The organism is Paenibacillus sp. GbtcB18 (genome assembly GCF_019091125.1).
Lineage (GTDB): Bacteria > Bacillota > Bacilli > Paenibacillales > NBRC-103111 > Paenibacillus_F > Paenibacillus_F chitinolyticus.
The window spans coordinates 346,684-370,653 of sequence record NZ_JAGXJX010000001.1; the positions used below are offsets into that span (position 1 = coordinate 346,684).

Here is a 23,970-nt window from a genome sequence, read left to right on the forward strand (position 1 = left end):
AATCAATCATAGCTGGTGGTAGGCGGATCCATCGTTTCCATGAGCTGAAAAGCGATTTCCAGTACGACCCACAGGGGCACTTGTTCGTCCAGACGTTCGAGCCAGCCCGGGTCCTTCAATAAACCAAGATCAAGTGCGCGCTGTCCCAGCGCGCTTTTTTTTATGTGCACGGGCAATCCCTCCTTCTGCTGTTTACTTACAGTGTATGTGCATCCGCCCAGAAATGTGCAGGACAACCGGCGTTTTAGAGAACAGGGGCAGGAAGCATGCAGAGCGTGGAAATAGGGAAGGGATGCGGACTGAAAGGAAAAAGAAAGAGGATAACGGAAACGGACGTCGACTTGATCCGGTCCGAATCGGACCGTGCTTACCAAATCGCGCAGATGCAGGTGGAGGGGATTTTATGCAAAACGTTAGGCGAGCTTAAGCGGTAGGAGGGATGGATTGAAAACCACCAGGGAACTTAACCGTTTTAAAGATGCCGGAGGGAAGGAGCAGAAACACCTGTGAGGAGAATAATGCTAAGAAAAAAATAAGACTAAGAAAAACAAGGCCAAAGACACAGACGCTGGTTCTTGCATTTCGGACAACTTTTCCGTCAGCAGAGCCCGTAACTTAGCGAAAAGGCGCGAAATGCCTGACTTATTGTCTTAAAGTATTAACGGCATTAACCTATATTTCGCCATTGGACACGTGATATACTTGGATTGAAGAACGGATGAGCCTTGAATCGGAGGAGTGATTGCAATTGTATTCGGTAGAATTTGCGAAACTGTGGACGAAGCTTTCCAAGGAACTCAAATCCAATATGGAAGATCAGCTTGCACCGACGATAACGGAAGGGCAGCTTCACGTGCTCGAGCTGCTTGCGGCTAACGGCACGATGAAGCCTTCCGATTTTATTGAATATTTGGCTACGACGCCGGCGGCCGTAACGACTCTGCTGGACCGCATGGAACGGGCGGGGCTTATTACCCGGAGCCGGGATGAAAAAGACCGCCGCGTCGTATGGGTCGACGCGACGGACAAAGGGAAATCCGAGCGGGAGCGCGGGCTGCAGATCCGCGAGGAAGTGCTGGACGCGTATCTCAGCCGCATTTCCTCCCACAATCAGCAGCTACTCGTTTATCTGCTCGGGAAGGTTGCGAACTAGTTCCTGCCACAAGAACCAAGGGTGACGCTCGGGAGGAGATGACCGGAAGGTCAACGTCTCCTGCTGCGTCGGATGCGGGAAGGACAACCGGGCCGACCAGAGGGCAAGCTGCTGCCCCGGTTCGTTCGCTCCGGCGCCGTACCGCTGATCGCCGTAGAGCGGGCAGCCGATGGCCGCGAGCTGCACCCGGATCTGATGCGGCCTGCCCGTGTGCAGTTTCACCAGGACGAGGCTGAGCCCTTCGGCGCTGCCGAGCACCCGGTAGTCAAGGAGCGCCTCTTTGGCGCCGTCCTTGCCGGGTTTAACCACGGATACGGTGTTTGTCCGCGTATCCTTGAGCAGCCAGTGCCGCAGAGTGCCCTGCGGCTCCTTGGGTCTGCCCCGTACGACGGCCGCGTACGTTTTGTCGAACGTCCGTGTCCGCACGCTGTCGGAGAGGCGGGAAGCCGCCTTGGACGTTTTGGCGAACACCATGACGCCGCCGACAGGCCGGTCCAGCCGGTGCACGAGCCCGAGGAAGACGTTGCCCGGCTTTTGATGCCGGCGCTTCAAGTCTTCCTTGAGCACGCTCAGAAGATCGGGATCGCGCGAGCTGTCCTCCTGCGTCGGCATATTGACGGGCTTCTCCACGACGAGCACGTGATTGTCTTCGTAGAGGACGGGAATCGCCGCCCCGTCCGCCGCATGCTTCGGTCCCGCCATAGCTTACGCCTCCCAGCGGCCGAGAATCCCGCAAGGCAGCGTCAGCTCGCTTGCGGTGATCGGAAGCCCGATTTCGCCTGCGGTGATATGTCCGCCGTAACGCTTGTGCATCGCCAAGGTCAAAATGTTTTTGAGCACTGTGGAAGAGATGCCGGTCGTATACGAATTGACGAGCAGGAACAGCGGGTTGTCCGATAGGATCGTCATGCACGTTTCGATAAACGGATACAAATCGTCCTCAAGCTTCCATGTTTCCCCGTTGGGTCCGCGTCCGTAGGACGGAGGGTCCATGATGATGGCGTCGTATTTGTTGCCGCGGCGCTGCTCGCGCTGGACGAATTTGAATACGTCGTCGGTAATGAAACGCACATGGCGGTCTGCGAGACCGGACAGCTCGAGGTTTTCTTTCGCCCACTGCACAACGCCTTTCGAAGCGTCGACATGGACGACCGAAGCGCCCGCGTAGGCGCAGGCGACAGTGGCGCCGCCCGTGTAGGCGAACAGATTCAACACTTTAATGGGACGGCCGGCATTGCTTATCTTGTCCATCATCCAGTCCCAGTTGGCGGCCTGCTCGGGGAAGAGGCCCGTATGCTTGAATCCGGTCGGTTTAATATGAAACCGGAGTTTGTTGTCATACGAGATCGTCCAGCGCTCCGGCAGGTTCTGGCGGAAGTCCCAGTTGCCGCCACCGGAAGAACTGCGCCGGTAACGCCCTTCGGCCTGCTTCCAGCTTGCCGTTTCGACCGTCAGCGGCCAAATAATTTGCGGGTCGGGACGCCGCAATACATAAGAACCCCAGCGTTCGAGTTTTTCTCCTCCGCCGGTGTCCAGGAGTTCATAGTCGTTCCAGCGATTAGCTACATACATCGGTTCATTTCCTTCTTTCCTCGCGTCAAAATGTACAGCGGTTCCTCATTCAAAAACAGCAATCCGTCCGCGGACGGATGCCGGAATAACTTGCGGTTTTTAACACCGTTTTCTTCTAAGCATCTATTGTACAACATCCCTTGATGGAAGCCAATATAAGGAGTGTGCCCGATAAAGAGCCTTTTCGTTTCACGAAGTGCCGAATCGGGTACAAAAAGATGACTATACAAGAGGGGGATGGGTTGAAGCATATGGCGGGTAAACAGATCCCCGGCTCCGAAGACATCTACTTGTTCCATGAAGGAACTTCTTATCACAGTTATCGCCTATTCGGGGCACACGCAGAGAAACGGGGTAAGACAACGGCCGTACGCTTTACCGTTTGGGCGCCTCATGCCCATGAAGTGCGCGTCGTCGGCGATTTTAACGAATGGAACGGAGAAAACCATCGCATGGAGATCGTGCCGGAATCCGGCGGAATATGGACGCTTGCGGTTCCCGGTTTGGCGGAAGGCTCCCTATACAAATATGAAATCCACACACCGGACGGCCGGATTATCCTGAAAGCCGATCCTTATGCCGTTTATTCGGAGCTTCGCCCGGGAACCGCTTCCCGCTTTTACAATTTGGACGGGTACAGGTGGGGAGACCAGAATTGGCGGCGCCGGCGCGCCCGCAAACCGGTATACGAGCAGCCTTTAAACATTTACGAAGTTCACCTCGGAACCTGGAAAAAGAAAAGCCGCGAAGAGGACGAACTTCTCACCTACCGCGAGCTGGCGGACGAACTTGTCGACTACGTTCTCGAAATGGGGTATACCCATATCGAGCTGCTTCCGCTTGCGGAGCATCCGTTCGACCGTTCCTGGGGCTACCAGGCGACGGGCTATTATTCGGTGACGAGCCGGTTCGGCGAACCGAAAGACTTTATGTATTTCGTGGACCGGTGTCACCAGGCCGGCATCGGCGTCATCATGGACTGGGTGCCCGGCCATTTCTGCAAAGACGCCCACGGTCTGCGGCAGTTTGACGGACAACCGCTGTACGAGCCGGATCAGACCCATCTCGCCGAAAAGCCGGAATGGGGAACGCTGGCTTTCGATTTCGACAAGCCGGAGGTTCACAGCTTCCTTATTTCCAACGCGATGTTCTGGATGGACAAATATCACATCGACGGCATCCGGGTCGATGCGGTAGCGAGCATGCTGTATTTGAACTTCGGCAAGCCGCAGTCCATGTGGGTCACGAACGAGCACGGAGGGGACGAAAATCCGGCCGCGATCCGGTTTTTGAAGAAATTAAATACCGTTGTCTTCGGCTCCTATCCGAACGCCTTGATGATGGCCGAGGATTCCACGGATTGGCCTCAAGTCACGTCGCCTGTCGATGCGGGAGGGCTAGGTTTCAATTACAAGTGGAACATGGGCTGGATGAACGACATGCTGAAATATATGAAGATGGATCCGATTCACCGGAAGTATCATCACAATCTGATCACGTTCTCGTTTATGTACGCGTTCAACGAAAATTTCGTGCTGCCGCTTTCGCATGACGAAGTCGTGCATGGCAAGCGGTCCATTCTGCATAAAATGCCGGGGGACTACTGGCAGAAGTTCGCCAACACCCGCGTGCTTTACGGTTATATGTCCGGTCATCCGGGGAAGAAACTTCTGTTCATGGGAGGGGAATTCGCCCAGTTCGACGAATGGAAGGACTTGGAGGATCTGGACTGGTTTTTGCTGGACTATGAGCTGCACGGCAAAATGCAGACCTATGTCCGGGCCTTGAACCAGTTCTACCTGGAGCAGTCTGCCTTATGGCAGAACGATCACGGCCACGAAGGGTTCCGGTGGATTTCGCCCGACGATTCCAGCCAGAGCGTCGTCGCTTTTATCCGCAAAGGCAAGAAGCCCAAGGACGATCTCATCGTCGTATGCAACTTCACGCCGGTCGTCCACCCGGATTACCGGATCGGCGTTCCCGAACCGGGGGCCTATGCGGAAATCTTCAACAGCGACGACGAAGCGTACGGCGGGTCGGGCCAGGCCAACCGTCAGCCGCTTGCGAGCGAAGCGGTTCCGCTGCACGGTTTTGACAACAGCTTATCGCTTCGAGTACCGCCGCTTGCCGCAGTTTATCTGAAACGATCACAAGTCGAACGTACCTCGCGACGAAAGGGGAAATCGAAAGATGCGAAGTAAAGAATGTATTGCCATGCTGCTTGCCGGAGGAGAGGGCAGACGACTCGGCGTGCTGACGCAGCAGCTGGCGAAACCGGCCGTTCATTTCGGCGGAAAGTACCGCATTATCGATTTCACGCTCAGCAATTGCACGAACTCGGACATCGACACGGTAGGGGTGCTCACCCAATACCAGCCTCTCGTGCTGAACTCCTACATCGGCATAGGCGGGGCGTGGGACCTGGACCGCAAAAACGGAGGCGTAACGGTGCTGCCTCCTTTTATGGAGCAGGGCGGAGGCGACTGGTATCAGGGGACGGCGAACGCGATTTACCGCAATATCGGATTTATCGACCGCTATGAGCCGGAGTACGTGCTGATCATCTCGGGGGACCACATCTATAAAATGGATTACGACCGGCTGCTCACATATCACAAAACGAAGGGTGCGGACGCCACGATCGCGGTGATCGAGGTCAAGTGGGAGGAGGCGTCGCGTTTCGGCCTTCTGAGCGTAAATGAAGAAAGCGAAATTACGGAATTCGCGGAAAAACCGAAAGAACCCAAAAGCAACCTCGCTTCCATGGGCGTGTATATGTTTACCTGGACGGCGCTTAAAAAATATCTGATCCAGGACAACGAAAATCCCGACTCCAGCAAAGATTTCGGGAAGGACATCATCCCGGCCATGCTGGAAGAAGGGGCGAACCTCGTAGCGTATCCGTTCCAGGGCTACTGGAAGGATGTCGGCACCATTCAGAGCCTGTGGGAAGCGAACATGGACCTGCTGGATGATCCGACCCAACTGAACCTGAACGATAAATCGTGGCGGATCTATTCCGTGACGCCTTATCAGCCTGCGCAGTTTGTTTCGGGCGGGGCCAAAGTACGCCGTTCGCTCGTGAACGAAGGCTGCTCCGTGTTCGGAGATGTGGACCACTCCGTCCTGTTCTACGGCGTACATATCGGCGAGGGCAGCGTCATCCGGGATTCCGTCATTATGCCGGGAGCGAGAATCGGCAGCAATGTCACCATCCGCAAAGCGATCATCGGGGAAAATACGGTCGTGGACGACGGGGCGGTCGTAGGAGACGGGGAAGAGATCGTGCTGATCGGCGGAGGAGAACACATACGGGCCACTACGGAGTCGAAAGGGTGAGGATAGCATGAAGCATGTAATGGGCGTTATCAATCTGGTGAACGAGCCGGACGATCTGGAAGAGCTTACGCTTCACCGCTGTGCGGGTTCGGTTCCGTTCGGAGGCCGTTACCGGCTGATCGATTTTATTTTATCCAACATGGTGAATTCCTCGATCGGCAACGTGGCCGTTTTTACCCAGCACAAGTACCGTTCCCTGATGGACCATCTGGGTTCCGGCAAGGAATGGGACCTCGACCGCAAGAGAGGCGGCCTGTTCGTGCTTCCGTCCGTCCAGGACGATCCGGCAGGCATGTCGCGCGGAGATTTGTTCCAATTTTATTCCCACCGCGATTATTTCTACCGGGGCCGGGAAGAACTGGTCATTATCGGACGCAGCCATATGGTATGCAACATTAATTTCGAAGACGCCGTCCGCTACCATGAAGATATGAGAGCGGATGTGACCGTCGTTTATAAAGAGGCGGAAGAAGAATACTCGGGAAGCTATCGCCGCCTTGCGGTACGTCCCGACGGCAGAGTGACGGTTATAGAGGACCAGACCGGACGTCTGCGTACGGATTACGTGTCCATGGAAATGTATATCATGAGCAAAGCGCTCCTTCTGGACATGGTGGAGACTTGCCTGGCGCAGGGCTACGATCATCTGGTTCGGGACGGGATCATGAAGAACATCGACAAGCTGAACGTGGTCGGATACCGTCATGACGGCTATCTCGGAATCGTGAATTCGATCCAAGGCTACTACCGGCACAGCATGGAACTGCTGGACCCGTCGGTGCTGCGGGAGTTGTTCTTCCGCAAGGATCTCATCTACACCAAGGTAAAAGACGAACCGCCTGCCCGCTACGAGGCGAACGCGAGCGTACGCAATTCCCTGATCGCCAACGGCTGCGTCATTGAAGGCAAGGTCGATAACAGCATTTTGTCGCGGGGCGTAAAAATCGGCAGGGGAGCTGTCGTGAAAAACAGCATTATCCTGCAGAACTGCTCCATTGAAGAAAATGTCGTGATCGAGAACGCCATTCTTGACAAAGACGTGTTCATCAGCCGCGGGCGTGTGTTGGCCGGGGATGTTCGCGCACCGTTCATCGCGGCGAAAATGAAAGTCATTTAAAACGGATTCCGACAATCAAAAGCCGTAACCGAACGCCGCCGAGCGGTTTTCGGTTTGGCTTTTTCAAATAGAAATTCAGAAGAAACTTAGAAGACGGGAGTGGAGACGTACATGAACATTTTGTTTGCGGCTTCGGAAGCGGCGCCTTTCGCCAAGACGGGCGGGCTGGGCGATGTAATCGGGTCCCTGCCCAAGGAACTTAAACGCAACGGAGCGGATGTCCGGGTCATTCTGCCCAAGTATGACGAAATTCCTCAAGTATTCAAAGACAAGATGGAGACGGCGAACCTCGTCACGTTCCGCGTAAATTTGGGCTGGCGCTCGCAGTACTGCGGCATTCAAACCCTGGAACACGAAGGCGTCACGTTTTATTTCGTGGACAACGAGTTTTATTTCCGCAGAAGCGGGCATTACGGATACGGCGACGATGCCGAAAGATTCGCGTTTTACTGCCGGGCCGTAATCGACTCGCTTCCGCACATCGGCTTCAAGCCCGATGTGATTCACTGCCACGACTGGCAGGCGGGCATGATTCCGGTTTTGCTTAGAGCGCAGTACAGCCCGTACTATCCGTTCTATGAGGATATCAAAACGGTCATTACGATACACAATCTGCGCTACCAGGGTCTTTTCTCCAAAGAGACGATGATGGATCTGTTCGGCCTGGATGCCGGCTATTTCAACGGGGATCAGCTCGAAATGTACGACGGCGGCAGCTTCCTGAAAGGCGGGCTGCTGTATTCCGACCGGATTACGGCGGTTAGCCCGACTTACGCGGAAGAGATCCGCACGCCGTTCTTCGGCGAGCATATGGACAGCCTGCTGCGCTATCGCAGCGAGGCGACCTTGGGCATCGTCAACGGGATCGACTACGATCTCTTTAATCCGGTGACCGACCCCCATCTGGCTGTCACGTACCGGGACTCCTTGTCCAAAAAGCGGCTGAATAAAACGCACCTTCAGCAGCGGCTGGGGCTGCCGGTTCGCGACGACGTGCCGGTTATCTCGCTGGTGACCCGGCTGGTGCAGCAGAAGGGGATCGATTTGATCCGTCACGTGCTGCCGGAGCTGCTGTCCCTGGATGCCCAATGGGTGATTGTGGGGACAGGGGACCACGAATACGAGCAGCTCTTCCGCGAAGCAGCGGCTCAGCATCCCGACAAACTGGCCGCCTACATTGCCTTCGACGACGGTCTGGCCCGACAAGTATACGCCGGCTCGGATCTCTTCCTGATGCCGTCGCTCTTCGAGCCGTGCGGAATCGGTCAGCTCATCGCGATGCGCTACCGCACGGTGCCGATCGTCCGCGAGACGGGCGGCTTGAAGGATACGGTGCAGCCTTACAATGAGTTTACCGGCGAAGGCACGGGCTTCAGCTTCAGCTCGTACAACGCTCACGATATGCTGCATACGGTCAGGCGCGCGGTGCACTTCTATCTCCATGACCAGGAAGCCTGGCGCAACCTGATAGCGAACATTAAGAAGACGGATTTCAGCTGGAAAAAATCGGCTCTGCAGTATAAGTCGCTGTACCAGGAGCTTATCCGTGAAGCGGCGGACGCGTCCAAAGAGCGCCAGAGAGCCTGGCAGGAAGCGGAACGGCGGCGCAGTGAACAGGAGGCGCAGCTGCGGGTCGCGGCGGCTCATGCGGCACAGCTGAGGGAAGCGGCTCCGGCCGCAAGCGAACGGACTCCCGCCCGGCCGAAAGCAGCGGCTGTAAGCGAGGCGGGAGAAGACGGCGGCGGGGACCCCGGTGGCAAAGCCTGGTGGAAAGAGAGCGTCGTCTACCAGATTTATCCGCGCAGCTTTAAAGACAGCAACGGAGACGGAATCGGCGATATTCCGGGCATCATCTCGAAGCTGGATTATTTGAAAGAGCTCGGCGTCGACGTGATCTGGCTGTCTCCGGTCTATCAATCGCCCAATGACGACAACGGCTACGATATCAGCGATTATCGCGGGATTATGGACGATTTCGGAACGATGGCGGATTGGGAGAAGCTGCTCGCGGAAGTGCACGGCCGGGGCATGAAGCTGATTATGGATCTCGTCGTGAACCACTCGTCGGATGAGCACGCCTGGTTCCTGGAATCCCGCTCCTCCAAAGAGAATCCCTACCGGGATTATTACATTTGGAGGCCAGGCCGTGACGGAGGGGAGCCGAACAACTGGACGAGTATTTTCAGCGGTCCGGCGTGGGAGTATGACGGGCAGACCGGGGAGTATTATCTTCATTTGTTCAGCCGCAAGCAGCCGGATTTGAACTGGGAGAACCCGAAGGTGCGCGAGGAAATCTACGACATGATGACGTGGTGGCTGGAGAAGGGAATCGACGGGTTCCGCATGGACGTCATCAACATGATATCCAAGACGGAGGGACTTCCAAGCGCAGGCGGAGACCGGTATGCATGGGGCGGGGACTATTTTATGAACGGCCCGAGGGTGCATGAGTTTTTGCGGGAAATGAACGAAAAGGTGTTGTCCCGTTACGATATCATGACGGTCGGCGAAACACCGGGTGTAACCCCGGACGACGCGGCCCGTTATGCGAATGCGGACGGCACCGAGCTGAACATGGTGTTCCAGTTCGAACATATGGAGCTGGACAGCGGCTGGGGCGGCAAATGGGAACCGTGCGACTGGAAGCTGAAGGATCTGAAAGCGACGATCGGCCGCTGGCAGACGGGGCTGCATGGCCGTGCTTGGAACAGCTTGTACCTGAACAACCATGACCAGCCGAGAATGGTGTCCCGGTTCGGCAACGACCGCGAATACCGCGTGGAATCGGCCAAAATGCTGGCGACTTTCCTTCATACGCTGGAAGGAACGCCATATATTTATCAGGGCGAGGAACTCGGCATGACGAACGTGCCTTTCAATGGGATCGAGGACTGCCGGGACGTCGAGACGCTGAATATGTACCGGGAGCGCGTCACCGAAGGCGGAGGCGATCACGAGGAGGTCATGAACGCGATCCGCGTAAGAGGCAGGGACAATGCCAGGACCCCCATGCAGTGGAGTACGGAGGAGAACGCGGGTTTTACGACCGGAACGCCGTGGCTGCACGTGAATCCGAACTATACGGAGATTAACGCGGAAGCGGCTTTGGCCGACACAGACTCTATTTTTCATTACTACCGGAAACTGATCGCGCTCCGCAAAACTTACCCGGTGATCGTGTACGGCAGCTATGAGATCGTGGCCGAAGAAGACGAGCGCATTTACGCGTATACCCGCACGCTCGGAAACGACAGGCTGTTCGTTATGCTCAACTTTACCGGTGAAACGGCTTCCTTCGCGAGCCCGTACCCGCTTCTGGCCGGGGGCGGCGGCGAGCTGCTTATCGCCAACTATCCCGTCGGGGAAGGGAGCGAGACGAGCGGTTTGGACGCGGAGCTTCAGCTTCGCCCTTATGAGGCGAGGGTCTATCTGCTGAAGGCTGTTTAAGCGGTCCCCCGCTTGGATACGAAAACCGTTCCCGCATCCTGTTGAAAGCATCTGAGACCCCGACGGTTTCAGGTGCTTTTTAACAGAAAAAGACGGGGCGGATTCGCATACGCCTCAAGTTCCGCAGAGCGCCATCGCTCGATTAAGGTGCCTCAAGCCGCGCCGCCCGGAAGAACGAACGGGCTCTGGCGCACGGGGCATCCGGCCATTTTCAAAATTCTTAAAAATGTTCCGGATAAATATCCGTTGAAGGAGGAGGAAACCCGTTGAAAAAGTGGTTGATGTCCGGTGCGGCTTTCCTGCTGCTCGCAAGCTCCGCCTCTATACTGGCTCCGCTCGGGGCGAAGGCTATGGTAGTCAACGTTCCGTGGGACGTGACGCTGCTCCGGGAGACGATGATGTACGAAGACGAAGCGTTCACCAAGCCTGCGGGAAGCCTGGCTCCTCTTCAAACCGTCCATATTGCGAAGAGGGACAGCGGGTGGAGCATGGCGGATCATACGGAAGAAAAGGGATATCTCATCGAAACGTGGCAGGGAGAGAAATGGATTAAAGCCGATCCGGAAACGCTCGTTCCCGGCAAGTATAAGGCCGAAACCTCGACGATCACTCTCGTCGATAAGCAGGAACTGTACGACGAGCCTCTTCAGGAAGCGGCCAGCGGCACGATCATTTCCCCGCAGCAGGTAACGGTCACGGGAACAATCGAATGGGATGGAGCGGACTTCGGCCCTCCCCGGACGATAACCTTCTACCGCATTAAGACATGGCTGGGGGACAAGTGGATCTACGACAGCTTTTATAAGGAAGCCGTTCGGGAAAAAGCGGTCTCCACCACCGTCGACCTTTTCCAAGATACGGACAGCTTCGAGCTGCCTTACACGGGGCTAGCCAAAACGGGAACGCTAAAACCCGGGAGGTACCCGGTGACGGCCGTATGGGAGCTGCCGCCTACGCTCGGCGACGGCAGCCCAACCTGGTATAAAGTTTCTCTCCCGGAAGGGGAACGGTGGATTTTACCCGGGGATGAGCTGGCGGGTATCCGGGAAACGACGGGCAAAATCGAGCTTCCCACCGGCGGCAAAGGGTTCGCGAAGCCGACTTATTATGACGACGAAACTTATACGGAAGTCGGGCCGGGCAGCTACGACGCTTTCGAAACGTGGAAGGACGGGGAGCTGGAGTGGGTGCACATCCGGACGGAGTCCGAAGCGTTGTGGGTTAATCCCGGGCTGGCGCTCAAAGTGCGGCCTGCCGGCATTATTCCGACGGACGAAGACATTCCGCTGACCGCGCGATCGGCAACGTACAAGTATCCAGATTGGAGTCGTATCCACAATATGAAGGGCTTTTTTGCCCCGCAGACCGTCAAAGCTTTCGAAAAGTGGCTGTCTCCCCAGGGAATCACCTGGTATCATGTTCACGGTTCCTGGGACGATTGGTGGATTCCGGAGAACGATGCCGAAGAACCTGCCGTACAGCCGGCGGATCCGGAAATGAATTCCGCGGTGTTAACCGGGCCAAGCGGACAATAAGGTTTATTTTTATTTCTGGAACCGGCATGCTAAAATGGATCTACTTGCGAGACGACACCTGATAACCCGGTGCTCGTCTTTTTTTACGAGATCAACGAATCAAGGAGGACATCAGCATGAGCGCCAAATGGCTGGAATGGGCCAAGCAGATACAAGCCATCTCGCAAATCGGGCTGGCCTACAGCAAGGACATGTACGATCTGGAACGGTATGAGATGCTCCGGGATTTGAGCCTGGAGATCATGAGTGAGTACACGGACCTTCATCAGGAGAAAATCCGGGACCTTTTCGCGAACGAAACAGGGTACGCCACCCCGAAAGTGGACATCCGCGCGGTCGTTTTCCGTGAGGGCAAGCTCGTACTTGTGCGGGAAAAGCTGGACGGGGCCTGGGCGCTGCCGGGAGGCTGGGCGGACATCGGGCTGTCGCCTTCGGAAGTGGCCGTGAAGGAAGTGAAAGAGGAGGCCGGGCTGGAAGTGAAAGCGGACAGGCTGCTGGCCGTATTCGATAAAAAATTTCACGATCATCCGGAATCTCCGTATCACGTGTACAAATTTTTTGTGCTCTGCACCGTTACGGGAGGCGAGATTCAAGGAGGACTCGAAACGAGCGAGGCGGCATTTTTCGGAAAAGAGGAACTGCCGGAGCTGTCGGCGGAGAGAAACACGAAGGCTCAATTGCTCACCATGTTCGAGATGTGCGAGGATCCCGGCAGACCGGTTTTGCTGGATTAAAGTCCATGCGGAAACATTGTGAAACGCCAAACCGGCGGAACAGCATCAGGATGGGAGCGGGGTTAACCTGATTCGGGAAGCGGGGTGGTTCAATCCTATGAACAAAAAGCTTGCGATCGTTTTAATGGGAGCGGCATTTCTTGCCGGATTTATGCCTTTTGTCGCGGTCAAAATGAACGGGTTCCAATCTGCAGCGGCTCAAGCGAACGCCGACATTCTTGTGAATCTCGATCAGCGGGATTTGAAAAGGCTGGACGAGCTCGTAGGCCGTTTTAACCGGTCCCAAGGAGATAATCTGATGGTGATTTCGCCTACAATCGACAGCGGCCCGTGGATACATGATGTGCATACGGACGGGACGGAGATTGTGTGGACGGTAGACAACACCAGGGATGCGTACAGCTCGTCGAAAGAGAAGCAAACGTACACGTGCGCCTCCGTCGAAAAAATCGAATCTTCCGAGCGGTATGTGCTCCAGTTAAGCAAGTGCGGCGGCGGGCAGAGAGACAAGCTGCCGATTCTGGATATAGACAAGAACAGGGAACGTTGAGGGAAAAAGCTTTCCTGGTCACGTCACGTAGGAGAGCAGGGATGTCTATTCCCGAATAATGCCGGTTACGACGGGCAAGGGAATGTTGTATACATGGAAAAGCAGCCGTAAACCATACGGCTGCTTTTTTAGTCCGCGCAGGGGCTTCCTGTTGGCTGCTGCCGGTGCTCGGCGGGCGGGCTTGTCCGGCACCCGCCGTCCACGCCCGGCAGGCTGCCGCACGCCCTATGCGGAGAAGAACCGGCGCGCTGCGTCATGGCTGATTAAGCGAACCGGACGCGAGCGGAAGCCGGGAAATATTTTGCAGCGCATCCGGGCCTTTTCTCTCCAGAAGCTGCTGCTTGTACAGGCTGACCGGCGTCACGTGCGCCCCGGTGGACTCCCAGAACGCTTCGCTGCGCGGTCTCGGATCGTAGGTGCTCGGCACGAGTCCGGGCACCACGGTCCCGACATGGCCGATGGCGTAGTTCTGCGCGGTCGGAGGCTGCTGCGAAGTAAGCGCGCCTTCCGTGTTCCACGTCACGTAGTTCGCGCCCGCCCAGCCGTGACCGCTTCCAAGCCATGCCCGGTCGCGGATCGAGATCGGCGCCCGGATATTGTCGTACAAGCCGCCTACCGACCATTTGTGGTGCGGCTCGCTTGTGTTGAAGTTCTTGTCCGTGGTTCCGTCCAGGAAGACGTTAGGTCCCTGCACCCGGCTGTCTACGACGAAAGCGTGGCGGGACGTCTCGACGTGATTGCGCTGGGCGAGGCTCTGCTGGCCCTGGAAGTGAATGGCGTATCTGCGGCCTCCGGTGATGATGCTGACCATATCCAGCGTCGTCGTGTCCTGGACGGTGATCCATTTCGCCTGGCGGCTGACGAGCGCCGTGGAATAGGAGAGATGGGTTGTGGTCACTTCGCGCAGCCACCCGTTTTTCACGCTGTTAAAAACGACAAACCGTTCCGCATGCTTCTCATCGGCGTAATACGGATCCGTTTTTTCGTTATCCATAACGGTGTCGATCACGCTCTTGTCGAACTCGGAGTCAACGCGCATGTTTTCCACGCCGACCTGTTCGATACGCCCGGCGTCGCTGTACTTGTACAGCTCGCCGCCGCCCCATTTCAGATCCATGGAATTGGCTAAGGGCACATCAAGGGTGATCCGGCTGCCTTCCACCTTGAGGATGGTGCGGTCAAAATCGAGGTTGAACGCGCCCCACTGCTGCGTGCCTCCCTGTCCCGGCCGCATATAAATGTGGTCCATTCCGATTTCATGGATGAACCGGTCGTTGCCGATCCGGCGGACGATGACCTTGTCTCCGGCTTTATAGGCGCTTGCATCCGCCACGTCGAAAGAAGAAGCGCCGGACGGAACGTACAGGTCGGTAATCGCCGTTTTTGAGGCGCTATCCGTCACAACGCCGGAAGTGCCGCCGATTTCGACGAGGTTGCGGGCCGTGGTGCCTGTTCCGAGAATGACCGTGCCGCCCGCATCCTGGCCTTCTCCCCGGAGGACGACACCGCTGGCGGTTATTTTCAGCGTGCCGGACACTTTGAATTGACCTTTCGTCAGCAAAACGGCGCCTCGGAAGCCATCCGGACCGAGCGGCATCTGCGATACCGAGTCGATCGCGTCCTGGATGCGGCGGGTATCGTCGCCCGCTCCGGGTGAGACGACGGCCTTCGCCTGTACGTTCGGGATCGGGACCCCGCCGCCTTTGTAGCCGCTGCCGGAAAAATCGAGAATCCGGTTGCCTTTGAAATCCGGGACATACGTCATCCGCCCGTCCTCGTTCAGGTAGGCGATGCTGCTCTGCGTTCCGGCGGCTTTCGCTTTGTCCGGCACCGTGAACGAGAAGGTGTCGTGGTAATCCGGTCTGCCGGGAGACGAGAACGTCAGCCGGATTTCGTAGCGGCCGGGGGCCGTGCTTGGTCCGGCCAATTGCACCGTTTTCCGCTGGCCTTTGTCAAACGCGGTGACCGGGAGCGTTATCCCTGGGGCGGGGTTGCCGTTCCGCCGCACTTCTCCGCTTAGCGTCAGAGCCGTGTTGGCCCGGACCGCTATGGCCGGGAGAGCATCGCCGGCTTTGAGAATCGCGGGCTGGCCGATTTCCGTGCGGAGCGCGGGATGGGACAGGCTCGTTCCGGCGATGAACGCTTCACCCTCGAATTCGGCCGGATCTTCCACGACGATCCAGAAGTCGGGGGAGTTGATTTTCCTGCCGTTCACGGTGACTTCGGCATTAACCATCGAGGCCCCGGTCTTGAGCGCTTTGACCGCTCCGGCGGAACTGATTTCGATGCTTTTGGGGGCGGAGATCCAACTGACCGCCGTGCCGGGAAGAGAGACGATGCTGCCGGAAGAGGTGACGCCTTTCACGTTTAACGTTTTCACGGCGTTTTTCTGAAGAGTCAGTTCTCCGTTGAGCGGAACTTCCTGACCGTCGTCGTTTGCGAAATAGATACGTTTCAGGTCGCTGGGCACGGGAGTTTCGCTGTTCACATCCTTCGTAAGCTGAAATTCGAACACATTCACATTCAGGTTTTTGCTGAGGGTCAGATTGAGCCGGAAATAGCGGGCCGTAACCTCTTCGAAGAAAGCGCTCTCATCTTTGCTCGGCGATTGGCTCAGGGAATAGGCGGTACTCCACGCTGCGCCGTCGGACGAATACTGGATGGCATAGGAGGCCAGATTATCCCCCCGGTTAAGCGAAAACACCGCTTTGTTGACGGATGTGTTCCGACCCAGATCGACCGCAAGCCACACATTCATATCCTCGCGGTCGGTGCTCGAAGGCTGCCAGTAGGTGGCGGCGTCTCCGTCGACGGCTTTGGAAGCTTCACGGCCGCTTACTTCGGAGCTTGCCCAAGCTGTCCGGTCCGCAGCCGGATCGGTTGCGGCCATCGGGGGTTGCACGGCCCTCTGCTCCTGGGCCCGGGCTCCCGTAGGCATCAGCAGAGGCTGGGGCAGCACGAGAGCGGCCGTCAGGACGAAAAGCAGCTTTTTTGATTTGGCGGAAAAAGCTTTCATGTTCTGAAACACCTCACCTCGTAAGAGTGGTTTAAAACACCTTCACTATAGCAGAGAGCCGCTTTAGAAAAATATGGTTTTTTTTAAGGAGTTGCCCGGGTACCCGCAATCGTAAAAAAGCACAACTCGATCTTAATTGACTCTATTCAGGCCGGCGGCAAACACTTTTATACTGGATACAGAGGACGATGGAAGCAGGTAAAAAGTTTAAGCGGCATCATAATGGCTGAACACCGGAGGGAACGATGACATGAGCAAATCTTTGTATCAACCCCGCAGCGGCGTGCTGACGGTTCAGTACGGGCCTGACGCGCAGACGAAGGTGATCGAGAATCCGCCCCGGTTCACGTGGATTCCCGCAAGGCTCGAGAAAGATTGTTATGTGCTGGAAATATCCGAACGGGACGATTTCCCATCCGGGCTTACCCGGACGTATGCTCCGGTTCCCTATAATTTTTTTACGCCGGATAAAACTTTCGCGCCCGGCACGTATTATTGGCGGTATGCGCTGTATGAGAACGATAAACGTACGTCCGAATGGAGCATCGCACGTTCATTTTCGGTACCGGAAAATCTGCCCCAAACTCCGCTGCCGGCCAAAGGCGAACGATTAAAGGAAAGCGGTTACGCGAGACCCCGGTTATGGCTGCAAGGAGAAGAGGAGATTGCCCGCTACCGCGAAAAAATCGCTGCCGATCCCGAAGGAACCGGCTGGAAGCTGTTCTACGAGCTGTCGGTTCTACCCTGGGCGGAGCGGGAGCCGCATGCGGAACCCGAGCCGTATCCGGGTAACAAGCGGACGGTGGAGCTTTGGAGGCAATCTTACATCATTTGTCAGGAAATGCTGTACGCGATCCGCCACCTGAGCATAGCGGGTAAGGTGCTGGACGATTCACGTCTGCTCGGCCGGGCGAAAGACTGGCTGCTGGCCGGCGCTTCCTGGGACCCGGCCGGCCCGACGGGCCGCGACTACAACGATGAAGCGGCATTCCGCATGGCGGGTGCCCTGGCCTGGGGCTACGACTGGCTGCACGGCGAGTTGGATGCCGAAGAGAAGGAGCGGGTGAAGCGGAGCCTGGCTGCCCGGACCCGCCAGGTGGCGGATCACGCGATCCGGCGTTCCAAGATTCACCAGGTGCCTTACGACAGCCATGCGGTGCGGTCGTTGTCGTCCGTGCTCACGCCGTGCTGTATCTCGCTTCTGCATGAAGAACCGGAAGCGGAAGAGTGGCTCCATTACACGCTGGAGTATTTCTGGACCTTATACACGCCGTGGGGCGGCGAGGACGGCGGATGGGCGGAGGGTCCCCATTACTGGACGACCGGAATGGCGGCCTTGCTGGAAGCGATCGAATGGATTCGCGACTGTACGAAGCTGAACTTGTTCGATCGGCCTTTCTTTCACAAAACCGGCGATTTTCCGCTGTATGTCTACAATCCGAACGCTTCCACGCGCACGACCTTCGGGGATAACTCAAGCCTGGGCGGGAAATTCGGAGCCAAGACGGGGTACAATATGCGCCATCTGGCGGGTGTAACGGGCAACGGCCGGTACCAGTGGTACTACGAGCGGATCAAAGAGATGAACCCGGAAGCGGCAAAGCTGTTCCACAATCACGGCTGGTGGGATTTCCGTTTCGACGAACTCGTATACCGACAGGCGTATCCGCAAATCCGGCCGGAAGCGCCCTCGGATGCGGAGCAGCTGAAATGGTTCCGCGATGTCGGCTGGGTAGCGATGCATCACCGGATGGACGATCCCGGCGAGCAGATCATGCTGCTGACGAAGGCCAGCAAGTACGGTTCCGTGAGCCACAGCCATGCGGACCAGGGGGCTTTTTATATCCATGCGTTCGGGGAGGCCCTGGCGGTGGAGACCGGGTATTACGTCGCGTTTAACAGCACGATGCACCGCAATTGGCGAAGGCAGACGGTTTCCAAAAACAGCCTCCTGATCGACGGGACCGGACAGTACGCGGACACGGACAAATCGCTTAATATGGCGGCGTCCGGCACGGTCGCTGAAGCGAAGCGGGACAAGAACGGAAGTTATGTGAAGATGGATGTGACCGCCGCTTATCTGGAGCAGGTGCCTTACGCGAAGCGGGTGGAGCGTGAAATCTATTTTGTGGACAATAGCTATTTCGTTCTGGTGGATTCGGTAGATTTGAGCCGCCCCGGTAAAATCGAATGGCTGTACCATGCCCTGTATGAAATGGATTTGCGGGAGCAGTCCTTCGGGGTGACCGGTAAAAAAGCTTCGCTGGAAGGACGCTTCGTGTTCTGCTCGTCAGGCGAGCTGACGCTTACGCAGAGCGGCGAATTTGCCGGGGTGGACGAGAAGGAGATCGAGGGCCTCGCCCGGCAGTGGCATCTTAAGGCCGAATCGCCTCCGGCGGCTTCCCACCGTCTCGTAACGCTTCTCGTACCCAAAAAACCGGATGAAGAGGACCGCTACGTTTCGTATTTTATGGACGACCAGGGCTTCGTGGTTTCCTTATATTTTACGGATAACGGAAAGACGCGGAAAATCGACGTACAGAAGGCTTTCTAGAACAAGATCACGGCGGATGCCAGGAAGGGCTGCCGGAATTGCCCGGCGGACGTAAACGGGAGCTGGAAATGTACCTTACATAAGGAGGAATCGCACGATGAGCAATATTAACGTATGGGAAGACGCGGAACCCGGAGTCAAACGCAAAATCATGCAGCCGGGACAATCGCTGATGCTGATGGAAGTCCATTTCGAGCCGGGCGCGGAAGGATACGAGCACGCTCATCCGCACGAGCAGTTGTCGTACTGTATGAAAGGACGTGTGGAATTTACGATCGACGGTGTAAAAAAGGTCATCGAGCCGGGGGAATCCATCTGCATCCCCCCTCATGCCAGACACGGCGCCAAAGCGCTGGAGGCGAGTATTCTGCTGGACTGCTTTACGCCGGTCCGGGAAGATCTCGTAAAACGTTGATACCCGTTCCAAAATCCAAAGCGGAAGAGAGGGATGCATCGTGCGCGAGAATGATCCGCTGATGGACGGAGCCGAAGCGGAAGCGAGACGCAGCCGCCAGCCGGTAAATCCCGGAGGTGAGATGTGCGCTTCCGGTGACGGAAGTTCCGATGCCAGACTGGCCTGGTGGCGGGAAGCGCGATTCGGAATGTTCGTCCATTGGGGCCCGTACTCGCTGCTCGGGGGAAGGTGGAAGGGCGAAGAAGTTCAGGCGGCTTACGCCGAGCATATCCAGCTCAGAGGACACATTCCCGTCCGGGAGTACGAGAAGGTGGCCGCGGCCATGGATATGAGCGGATTTCACGCGGACGAATGGGTCGCGGCCGCCAAACAAGCCGGCATGAAATACATGATCGTCACGGCGAAGCATCATGACGGGTATGCCATGTACGACTCGCAGGCGAGCGAGTACAACATCGTGCGGCTCGGTCCGAGCGGCCGGGACCCGATCCGCGAATTAAGCGAGGCATGCCGGAGAGGCGGGATTACGTTCTGTCTCTATTACTCGCACGCCATGGACTGGCACCACCCCGATTCCCAAGGAAATACATTGGATTACCCTGATAATATTGGCGCCTGGGACTCGCTCGAAAGCTGGACCGGGGATGAAGCGAAGAGCCGCAGGTATGACCGGTATTTGCGGGAGAAGGCATTTCCCCAAATCCGCGAGCTGCTCACGAATTACGGCCCGGTCGGCATCCTCTGGTTCGACTGCGGACACAAGATCACGGATGAGCAGGGACGCGAATTCGCCGAGCTGGTCCGTTCGATTCAACCGGGCTGCCTGATCAATAAGCGGATTCACTTCGACAAATTCGCGGATTACGGCAATCCGGGAGACAACCAGCTCAGCGTCCGGGTCACCCGGCCGGATTGGGAGTCGATTTTCACGCTGAACGATTCGTGGGGCTTCCGGCACGCCGACCGGAACTGGAAAACGCTGGAGGAACTGATCCGGATTCTGGTTGAGACGGCGAGCCGCGGCGGCAATACGGTCTTCAATGTCGGCCCCGAGGGCAGCGGTCGCATCGACGATCATTCGCGCAGGCTGCTGGATGAGGTGGGACGCTGGATGGCCGTCCACCACGCAAGCATCCGCGGCACGGAGGGCAGCCCCATCGGCCGCCCCGAGTGGGGCTGCTGCACGGCTAACCGGCAGGAACGGAAGCTGTTCCTGCACATTCTGCGGCAGCCGCCGGGCGGCAGGCTGATCGTGCCCGGCATCGCAAGCCCGGTCACCGCGATCCGCTGGCTGCACGATCCGGCCGCACCCGCGCCGCGCTTCCGGCGGCTGAACGGGCTCGACCTGCTCGTGGAGCTTCCCGGCCCGCTGCCGGATAACGCTTCTTCCGTATTGGTGCTCCAATACGAAGGGGAACTTGCAGCCGATCCGCGCAAGCGGCTGATGGAGGAAGGCGCGACGACTTTCCCGGCTTTCGACGGGGAAGCCGCCGGGGAGCGGCTGCGCTACGACACCGGCAAGAAGGGCCGGGATAACGTCACGGACTGGAGCCGGACGGGCGACAGCCTCTCGTGGACGTTCCGGGCGGCAGCGCCCGGCAGGTACGCCGTGCGCCTCTCGTACGCGGCAGAGCCCGGCGTATCGGGCGGCTCCTACTCCGTCCGCTGCGAAGATCACGCGCTCCGGGCGGAGGTCCTTCCTACGGAAGGGCCGTATGATTTTACGGTCCGTGAGATCGGAGGACTCGAAATTCCGGGTCCCGGCACATACACCTTGACCGTACGGGCCGAAGACATACGAGGCGGTTATTTGATGAATTTGCGGCAGGTGGTTATGAAAGCGTTAACGGAGGAGGAGAAGCCTCATGTTCAGTTTTAAGCCGGCTCCCGTCGGCGGCGGATTCCGCATGGAAGGGTACTGGGTCTGGTGCGGATCGGCCGTGAAAGGCGAAGACGGACGCTACCATCTGTTCGCCTCCCGCTGGCCGGACAGTCTGCCGATGCATCCCGGCTGGCTCGTCTCGTCCGAAGTGGTGCGCGCCGTATCGGACACGCCCGAGGGGCCTTACACGTACGCGGAAACGGTGCTGCCCGCCCGCGGAGCGGAATACTGGGACGGCCGGAGCACGCACAATCCGCATATCGTCCGGATCGGCGATACTTACGTGCTGTATTACATGGGCTCGACCCATCCCTTCGCGGACCCGGAGCCGGGCGAACCGCTCCGTCCGGAAGATCCGGTGACGGTCGTGGCCCGTTCCAACAAGCGGATCGGCATTGCCACGGCAAGCCGTCCGGAAGGCCCGTGGCTGCGCCGTGACGAGCCGGTGCTGACCGTACGTCCGGGCAGGTTCGACAGCTTCCTGACGTCGAATCCGGCTCCCTGCGTCCTGGAAGACGGCTCTGTGCTTCTTGTCTACAAGGCCAGGAAGTACGAAGGCTTCCGTCACGGGGAGATGACGATCGGGGCCGCGAAGGCGCCTCACTTCGAGGGGCCGTATACGCGGCTGGCCGAGGGACCGCTTTTTCCGCCGGATTTCAACATCGAAGACCCGTTTGTGTGGAAGACGGAGGACGGATTTTCGATGATCGCCAAAGACATGACCGGCCGCTTGTGCGGCGAAAAATACGGAGGCATCCGCGCCTTCTCGCCGAATGGGGTGACGTGGTCGCTGTGCGATCCGCCGAAAGCTTATTCCCGCACTTTCCTGTGGGATGACGGCGTCACGAGGGAAGCGGGCAATCTGGAGCGTCCGTTCCTGCTCATGGAGGACGGTGTGCCCACTCATCTGTTCGCGGCCGCTTCCGACGGCACGAAAGGCTTTCACGACTGTACGAGAACGTGGAATATGGTCATTCCGCTTAAGGGGGCCCCCCCGTCATGCTGATCCGAAAAAACGATGTCGTGTTGTTTCAGGGAGACAGCATTACCGACGCTAAACGGGAGCCGGGTCACGAACTCGGCAGGGGCTACGCCTGGATGGTAGCGGCCCAATTTGGCCGGATGTACCCGGAACTGGGCGTTACGTTCCTTAACAGGGGAATAAGCGGCAACCGGGTCCGGGACCTTCAGGCCCGCTGGGAGGCCGACTGCCTGGAGCTGAAACCCGACATAGTCTCGATCTATATCGGTGTCAACGACACGTGGAGAAGGTACGACCGCGGCGATCCGACATCCGCGGAAGCGTTCGCCGCCGGCTACCGGGACATTCTGGACCGGACGGTAGAGGGGCTCCCCGGCGTGAAGCTGATGCTGGTCGAGCCGTTTCTGCTGCCGGTTCCCGAAGACAGGCGGCACTGGCGGGAAGATCTCGACCCGAAAATTCACGGAGTCCGGGATCTGGCGCGGGAATACGGGGCGGCTTACGTGCCGCTGGACGGCTTGTTCGCGCAGGCCTCGACGAAGGCGCCGTGCCCGTACTGGGCCCCGGACGGGGTACACCCGTCTCCGGCCGGACATGCGCTTATCGCGGATGCGTGGCTGAAAGCGGCCGGCGTGTCACGCGCTCTTTTTTGACCCCGTCTCTACACAATATCAAGCGTATCAACAGCCAATTCCGACAGCCCAGGAGGTACTTATGGCCAGTAAAATTCAGCCGTCCGACAAAGTCAGGTACGTGCAGAGGCATGAAGTCGGATCGAATTTGCGCAAATACAAAGCGCTCTATCTGCTCTCGATTCCCGGCATTCTTTACTTTATCGTATTCAAGTATGTGCCGCTCATGGGGAGCGTCATGGCTTTTCAGAACTACAACCTGTTTAAAGGAATTACGGGCAGTCCCTGGGTCGGCCTGGACAATTTTATCCGGATGTTCGAATACGACGAGTTTTTGAAGATTTTTATGAATACGCTCCTGATCGGGCTGTACGATATCGTGATCGCGTTTCCGGTGCCGATTATTTTGGCGCTGCTGCTGAACGAAGTGCGCAAAATGGTGTACAAACGAATTCTTCAAACCGTCGTTTATATGCCGCACTTTCTGTCCTGGGTCATTATCGGGGGGATCGCGGTGGGCATCCTCTCTCCGACGACGGGGATCGTCAATACGATGCTCGGCTGGTTCGGCATGGAGCCGGTGTATTTTCTCGGGGAGAACTCCTATATCCGCAGTATTCTGATCGGTTCGGGCGTCTGGAAGGACGCGGGCTGGGGCACGATCATCTATTTGGCGGCGCTCGCCGGGGTCAACCCGGAGCTTTACGAGGCGGCCAAAATCGACGGGGCGAGCCGCTGGAAGCAGACGACGGCCATTACGATTCCGACTATTATGCCGACGATCGCGATCATGTTCCTGCTCCATATCGGGCATTTTCTCGATTTCGGATTCGAGCGGGTCTATGTGTTCCTGAACTCGCTGAACTCGGAAAGCGGCGAAATTCTCGACACGTACATTTACCGGGTCGGGCTTCTGGGCAAACAGTACAGCTATACGACCGCCATCGGGCTGTTTAAATCGCTGATCGGCCTCGTGCTTATCATGATCGGAAACCGTCTCAGCAAGAAAGCGACAGGCGAATCTTTATACTAGGGGCAGGTG

The 23,970-nt window shown here is 57.4% G+C and carries 18 protein-coding genes and 2 pseudogenes; 16 read left to right on the forward strand and 4 right to left on the reverse strand.

The genetic code is table 11. The features are described from left to right. Positions 1-2: 2 nt before the first annotated feature. Positions 3-170 (reverse strand): hypothetical protein, encoded by a 168-nt coding sequence (locus tag KVT34_RS01740; protein WP_009675479.1) that lies wholly within the window; start codon positions 168-170, stop codon positions 3-5. Between the two features lie 96 nt (positions 171-266). On the opposite strand from KVT34_RS01740, the gene KVT34_RS01745 reads away from it, so the two are divergent. Both KVT34_RS01745 and KVT34_RS01750 read left to right on the forward strand, forming a co-directional pair. Beyond that, entirely contained in the window at positions 267-434 is a 168-nt protein-coding gene (locus KVT34_RS01745; protein ID WP_217556356.1) for a hypothetical protein, read from the forward strand. Positions 435-748: 314 nt separating this feature from the next. Beyond that, a complete protein-coding gene (locus KVT34_RS01750) occupies positions 749-1,153 on the forward strand; it encodes a MarR family winged helix-turn-helix transcriptional regulator (protein WP_009675620.1) in 405 nt (134 codons plus the stop codon). On the opposite strand, the gene KVT34_RS01755 is transcribed toward KVT34_RS01750, so the two are convergent. Together KVT34_RS01755 and KVT34_RS01760 are read right to left on the reverse strand one after the other, a co-directional pair. Further along, positions 1,118-1,855 carry an RluA family pseudouridine synthase gene (locus KVT34_RS01755; protein WP_217556357.1) on the reverse strand — a complete coding sequence of 246 codons (738 nt, stop codon included), beginning with the start codon at positions 1,853-1,855 and terminating at the stop codon, positions 1,118-1,120. The genes KVT34_RS01750 and KVT34_RS01755 overlap by 36 nt on opposite strands. Positions 1,856-1,858: 3 nt before the next feature. After that, complete coding sequence (locus KVT34_RS01760) at positions 1,859-2,725, reverse strand: class I SAM-dependent methyltransferase (protein WP_217556359.1); 867 nt, start codon at positions 2,723-2,725, stop codon at positions 1,859-1,861. A gap of 251 nt (positions 2,726-2,976) precedes the next feature. Here KVT34_RS01760 and glgB point away from each other — a divergent pair, with 251 nt between their 5' ends. The 8 genes and pseudogenes from glgB (at position 2,977) to KVT34_RS01795 (ending at position 13,447) form a co-directional block, all read left to right on the forward strand. Further along, on the forward strand, positions 2,977-4,926 hold the full coding sequence (gene glgB, locus KVT34_RS01765) for a 1,4-alpha-glucan branching protein GlgB (protein WP_254634567.1): 1,950 nt from the start codon (positions 2,977-2,979) through the stop codon (positions 4,924-4,926). Further along, positions 4,916-6,064: a glucose-1-phosphate adenylyltransferase gene (locus KVT34_RS01770; protein WP_217556361.1), complete on the forward strand. Its 1,149-nt coding sequence runs from the start codon at positions 4,916-4,918 to the stop codon at positions 6,062-6,064. The genes glgB and KVT34_RS01770 overlap by 11 nt, the downstream gene beginning before the upstream one ends. A gap of 7 nt (positions 6,065-6,071) precedes the next feature. After that, entirely contained in the window at positions 6,072-7,181 is a 1,110-nt protein-coding gene (gene glgD, locus KVT34_RS01775; protein ID WP_217556362.1) for a glucose-1-phosphate adenylyltransferase subunit GlgD, read from the forward strand. A gap of 111 nt (positions 7,182-7,292) precedes the next feature. After that, positions 7,293-8,714: pseudogene (gene glgA, locus KVT34_RS31660) on the forward strand (glycogen synthase GlgA); the annotation flags it as partial. A 225-nt stretch (positions 8,715-8,939) separates the two neighbouring features. After that, positions 8,940-10,628: pseudogene (locus tag KVT34_RS31665) on the forward strand (glycoside hydrolase family 13 protein); the annotation flags it as partial. 266 nt (positions 10,629-10,894) lie between these two features. Next, positions 10,895-12,163, forward strand: a complete 1,269-nt coding sequence (locus KVT34_RS01785; RefSeq protein ID WP_217556364.1) for a hypothetical protein — start codon at positions 10,895-10,897, stop codon at positions 12,161-12,163. Positions 12,164-12,279: 116 nt separating this feature from the next. Further along, positions 12,280-12,897 carry an NUDIX hydrolase gene (locus tag KVT34_RS01790; RefSeq protein WP_217556365.1) on the forward strand — a complete coding sequence of 206 codons (618 nt, stop codon included), beginning with the start codon at positions 12,280-12,282 and terminating at the stop codon, positions 12,895-12,897. Between the two features lie 97 nt (positions 12,898-12,994). Beyond that, on the forward strand, positions 12,995-13,447 hold the full coding sequence (locus tag KVT34_RS01795) for a DUF4362 domain-containing protein (protein ID WP_217556366.1): 453 nt from the start codon (positions 12,995-12,997) through the stop codon (positions 13,445-13,447). A 253-nt stretch (positions 13,448-13,700) separates the two neighbouring features. Here the strand turns inward: KVT34_RS01795 and KVT34_RS01800 are convergent, their stop codons facing one another. Then, a complete protein-coding gene (locus tag KVT34_RS01800; protein WP_217556367.1) occupies positions 13,701-16,463 on the reverse strand; it encodes a discoidin domain-containing protein in 2,763 nt (920 codons plus the stop codon). A 250-nt stretch (positions 16,464-16,713) separates the two neighbouring features. On the opposite strand from KVT34_RS01800, the gene KVT34_RS01805 reads away from it, so the two are divergent. The 6 genes from KVT34_RS01805 (at position 16,714) to KVT34_RS01830 (ending at position 23,961) form a co-directional block, all read left to right on the forward strand. Beyond that, a complete protein-coding gene (locus KVT34_RS01805; RefSeq protein WP_217556368.1) occupies positions 16,714-19,017 on the forward strand; it encodes a DUF4962 domain-containing protein in 2,304 nt (767 codons plus the stop codon). A gap of 97 nt (positions 19,018-19,114) precedes the next feature. Continuing rightward, a complete protein-coding gene (locus KVT34_RS01810; protein WP_217556369.1) occupies positions 19,115-19,432 on the forward strand; it encodes a cupin domain-containing protein in 318 nt (105 codons plus the stop codon). Between the two features lie 40 nt (positions 19,433-19,472). Continuing rightward, the gene (locus tag KVT34_RS01815; RefSeq protein WP_217556370.1) at positions 19,473-21,311 is read left to right on the forward strand and encodes an alpha-L-fucosidase; all 1,839 of its coding nucleotides are present in this window, start codon (positions 19,473-19,475) and stop codon (positions 21,309-21,311) included. Beyond that, a complete protein-coding gene (locus tag KVT34_RS01820; RefSeq protein ID WP_217556371.1) occupies positions 21,298-22,320 on the forward strand; it encodes a glycoside hydrolase family protein in 1,023 nt (340 codons plus the stop codon). Before KVT34_RS01815 ends, KVT34_RS01820 begins: the two co-directional genes overlap by 14 nt. Then, on the forward strand, positions 22,314-22,949 hold the full coding sequence (locus tag KVT34_RS01825) for an SGNH/GDSL hydrolase family protein (RefSeq protein WP_217556372.1): 636 nt from the start codon (positions 22,314-22,316) through the stop codon (positions 22,947-22,949). The genes KVT34_RS01820 and KVT34_RS01825 overlap by 7 nt, the downstream gene beginning before the upstream one ends. A 61-nt stretch (positions 22,950-23,010) precedes the next feature. Continuing rightward, positions 23,011-23,961, forward strand: coding sequence for an ABC transporter permease (locus KVT34_RS01830; protein WP_217556373.1), 951 nt, complete (start codon positions 23,011-23,013; stop codon positions 23,959-23,961). Positions 23,962-23,970: the final 9 nt, after the last annotated feature.

Excerpts from the sequence above, each read along its gene's own strand:
- KVT34_RS01745 (WP_217556356.1), top strand. The coding sequence starts at position 267 with ATGCAGAGCGTGGAAATAGGGAAGGGATGCGGACTGAAAGGAAAAAGA.
- KVT34_RS01755 (WP_217556357.1), bottom strand. The coding sequence starts at position 1,855 with ATGGCGGGACCGAAGCATGCGGCGGACGGGGCGGCGATTCCCGTCCTC.
- KVT34_RS01760 (WP_217556359.1), bottom strand. The coding sequence starts at position 2,725 with ATGTATGTAGCTAATCGCTGGAACGACTATGAACTCCTGGACACCGGC.
- glgB (WP_254634567.1), top strand. The coding sequence starts at position 2,977 with ATGGCGGGTAAACAGATCCCCGGCTCCGAAGACATCTACTTGTTCCAT.
- KVT34_RS01770 (WP_217556361.1), top strand. The coding sequence starts at position 4,916 with ATGCGAAGTAAAGAATGTATTGCCATGCTGCTTGCCGGAGGAGAGGGC.
- glgD (WP_217556362.1), top strand. The coding sequence starts at position 6,072 with ATGAAGCATGTAATGGGCGTTATCAATCTGGTGAACGAGCCGGACGAT.
- KVT34_RS01790 (WP_217556365.1), top strand. The coding sequence starts at position 12,280 with ATGAGCGCCAAATGGCTGGAATGGGCCAAGCAGATACAAGCCATCTCG.
- KVT34_RS01795 (WP_217556366.1), top strand. The coding sequence starts at position 12,995 with ATGAACAAAAAGCTTGCGATCGTTTTAATGGGAGCGGCATTTCTTGCC.
- KVT34_RS01800 (WP_217556367.1), bottom strand. The coding sequence starts at position 16,463 with ATGAAAGCTTTTTCCGCCAAATCAAAAAAGCTGCTTTTCGTCCTGACG.
- KVT34_RS01805 (WP_217556368.1), top strand. The coding sequence starts at position 16,714 with ATGAGCAAATCTTTGTATCAACCCCGCAGCGGCGTGCTGACGGTTCAG.
- KVT34_RS01810 (WP_217556369.1), top strand. The coding sequence starts at position 19,115 with ATGAGCAATATTAACGTATGGGAAGACGCGGAACCCGGAGTCAAACGC.
- KVT34_RS01820 (WP_217556371.1), top strand. The coding sequence starts at position 21,298 with ATGTTCAGTTTTAAGCCGGCTCCCGTCGGCGGCGGATTCCGCATGGAA.
- KVT34_RS01825 (WP_217556372.1), top strand. The coding sequence starts at position 22,314 with ATGCTGATCCGAAAAAACGATGTCGTGTTGTTTCAGGGAGACAGCATT.
- KVT34_RS01830 (WP_217556373.1), top strand. The coding sequence starts at position 23,011 with ATGGCCAGTAAAATTCAGCCGTCCGACAAAGTCAGGTACGTGCAGAGG.